Raw genomic sequence first — 3148 nt, 5'->3', positions numbered from 1 at the left:
GGCCGGTTGCGCTGCTGACCGGCGTGGCGGCGGTCGCGGCGCTGACGGGTGGTGGAGCCGGCGCCCTGGTGCAGGGCGCGTTCCACGAGGGCGGCACCGGCGGCACGGGCAACGCCGCCGTGTCCGGCACCCAGACGGCGGCCGACACCGACAGCGTCGGTGAGGTGGTCGACGCGGTCAGCCCGAGCGTCGTGGAGATCAACGCCAGCTCGGCCGCCGGCACCGCGACCGGCTCGGGCGTGGTGATCTCCGAGGACGGCGAGATCCTCACCAACAACCACGTGGTCTCCGGCGCCGAGCGGGTCAAGGTCACGCTGTCCGACGGGCGTACGGTCGGCGGCGAGGTCGTGGGCACCGAACCGGGCCTGGACATGGCGCTGGTACGAGCCGAGGCCAGCGGCCTGGACCCCGCGGAGCTCGGCAGCTCCGAGAAGGTCAGCGTGGGCGACGAGGTGGTCGCGTTCGGCTCGCCCCAGGGCCTGACCGGCACGGTCACCAGCGGGATCGTCTCCGCCAAGGACCGGGAGGTGACGGTGCCGCGTCAGGGGGACGCCCCGCGGGGCCAGGACGGCGACTGGCCCTTCGAGTACGGCGGCGGCGAGTACAACGGCGGGGTCGGTTCCGACACCACCACCTACGAGGCGCTGCAGACCGACGCGCCCCTCAATCCGGGCAACTCCGGCGGGCCGCTGGTCAACCGTTCCGGCGAGGTCATCGGCATCAACTCCGCCAACAGCACCGCCACTTCGGGCGGCGGCAGCATCGGCCTCGGCTTCGCCGTACCGGTTGACGACCTCCGGCAGATCCTGGACGAGCTGCGGGCCGGCGGCGGGCAGTGACCGACCCCCAGGCGGACGTCCCGGCCGCCGCGGCCGCCCCGGACCCGCGTCCGTACCCCCGCCGAACCGCCGCCGGCGGGCATGCTGGAGGACATGACCGTGCTGATCGTCGACGACGAACCCGCGGTGCGTGACGCGCTGCGCCGCAGCCTCACCTTCGAGGGCTACGAGACCGCGCTCGCCGTAGACGGCCTGGACGCCGTCGAGCAGGCCACCGCGCGCGAACCGGAGCTGATCGTCCTGGACATCCTCATGCCCCGGATGGACGGCCTCACCGCCGCCCGGCGACTCCGCGCGGCCGGCCTGCGTACGCCCATCCTGATGCTCACCGCGCGGGACACCGTCGGCGACCGGGTCACCGGGCTGGACGCGGGCGCCGACGACTACCTGGTCAAGCCCTTCGAGCTGGACGAACTGCTCGCGCGCGTACGGGCGTTGCTGCGCCGCAGCTCGTACGCGGCGGAGGCGGCCGGGGCGGCGGGCACGGGCGAGGGCGGCCCGGACGGTGACACCCTGGCGTACGCGGACCTGCGGATGGACCTGTCCACCCGTGAGGTGACGCGCGGTGGCCGACCGCTGGAGCTGACCCGCACCGAGTTCACGCTGCTGGAGATGCTGCTCGCGCACCCGCGCCAGGTGCTGACCCGGGAGCAGATCCTGCACGCCGTCTGGGGCTTCGACTTCGAGCCGGCGTCCAACTCGCTGGACGTGTACGTGATGTACCTGCGCCGCAAGACCGAGGCGGGCGGCGAGCCACGGCTGGTGCGCACCGTGCGCGGAGTGGGCTTCGTGCTTCGGGAGAGCGAGTAGGTGCCGGGCTCCACGCCGGGCGGCTCCACGCCGGGCGGCCCCGCGCCGGACGGCGGCGGACCGTTGGCCCGGGCCCGCGCGTGGTGGCGCGCGCGTTCGCTGCCGCCGCTGAGTGGCTTGCCGCCGAGCGCGCTGCCGTTGCGTTCCCGGCTCGCGCTGCTGGTGGCGGTGGCGGTGGCGGTGGCGGTGGCCGCCTGCGCGGTGGCGGCCTGGTTCCTCGTACGCGCCGAGCTGATCTCCTCGCTGGACGACGCGCTACGGGACAACCGGGTGCCGACCGAGCAGGTCATCCGCCAGGTGCGGGCCGGGCAGTGCCAGGCGGTGCCGGCCGAGGAGCGGGAGTCGGTGCCGAACCCGTTCCGCTCCACCGTGCGGCTGGTGGACCGGAACGGCACCGGCTGCATGATCTTCGGCGACCAGCCGCTGCCGGTCGGCCTGGAGGACGTCGCGGTGGCGCGCGGCGATCGGCGGCAGGCCATCCACAGCGTGCGGACGGAGGACGGCGCCGGCTACCGGATGCTTACCCGCCCGCTGCCGGGCACGGACGTGGCGGTGTCGGTGGCCCGCCCCCTGGACGAGGTCGAGCGCTCCCTGGACACCCTCGCCCTGGTGCTGGGCGCGGTGGCGCTGGCCGGCGTGCTCGGTTCGGCGGGCGCGGGCGTGGCGCTGGCCCGGGCCGGCCTGCGCCCGGTCGACCGGCTCACCGACGCGGTCGAGCACGTGGCCCGTACGGAGGACCTGACCGTACGCATCCCGGTGACCGGAGACGACGAGGTGGCCCGGCTGTCCCGCTCGTTCAACTCCATGACCGAGTCACTGGCCGCATCCCGGGACCTCCAACAGCAACTCATCGCGGACGCCGGGCACGAGCTGCGCACTCCCCTGACCTCGCTGCGTACGAACATCGACCTGCTGGTGCGCAGCGAGCACAGCGGCCGGTCGCTGCCGCCGGAGGACCGCGCGGCGCTGCTCGCCTCGGTGCAGGCGCAACTGGCCGAGCTGGCCGCGCTGGTCGGTGACCTACAGGAGCTGTCCCGCTCGGACGCCGGCCCGGCGGGCGGTCCGCCGGAGGTGGTCGGTCTGCACGAGATCGTCGAACGGGCGGTACAGCGGGTGCGGTTGCGCAGCTCCAGCGTCTTCTTCCGCAGTTCGCTGGACGCCTGGTACGTACGGGTGGAACCGGCGGCGCTGGAGCGGGCGGTGGTCAACGTACTGGACAACGCGGTGAAGTTCTCGCCGCCGGAGGGCACCGTGCGGGTGTGCCTGGCAGCCGAGGGGCCGGCGGCCGGGGAACTGCTCGTGCGGGACGACGGGCCCGGGGTGCCGACGGCCGAACTGCCGTATGTCTTCGATCGGTTCTGGCGCTCGCCGTCCGCGCGGGGACTGCCCGGATCGGGCCTGGGGCTGGCGATCGTGGCCCGTACGGTACGGCAGGCCGGCGGCCGGGTGGAGCTGCGGCCGGTGGCGGGCGGCGGCATGGAGGCGGCGCTGCGGTTCCC

Annotated in this window: 3 protein-coding genes; all 3 read left to right on the top strand. The window is 74.6% G+C overall.

Translation table 11 applies throughout. From position 1 onward, the window contains the following. On the top strand, positions 1-839 hold an 839-nt coding region (locus tag AN216_RS04630; RefSeq protein WP_079166257.1), incomplete at its 5' end, for a S1C family serine protease. Between the two features lie 81 nt (positions 840-920). Next, positions 921-1649 carry a response regulator transcription factor gene (locus AN216_RS04625; protein ID WP_070195303.1) on the top strand — a complete coding sequence of 243 codons (729 nt, stop codon included), beginning with the start codon at positions 921-923 and terminating at the stop codon, positions 1647-1649. After that, positions 1650-3148: ATP-binding protein (locus tag AN216_RS04620; protein WP_070195302.1), on the top strand; the 1499-nt coding region annotated here is incomplete at its 3' end. It lies immediately after the preceding gene.

This window comes from Streptomyces oceani (assembly GCF_001751245.1).
Taxonomy (GTDB): domain Bacteria; phylum Actinomycetota; class Actinomycetes; order Streptomycetales; family Streptomycetaceae; genus Streptomyces; species Streptomyces oceani.
This window is presented reverse-complemented; position numbering and strand designations above follow the sequence as displayed.

Excerpts from the sequence above, each read along its gene's own strand:
- AN216_RS04625 (WP_070195303.1), top strand. The coding sequence starts at position 921 with ATGCTGGAGGACATGACCGTGCTGATCGTCGACGACGAACCCGCGGTG.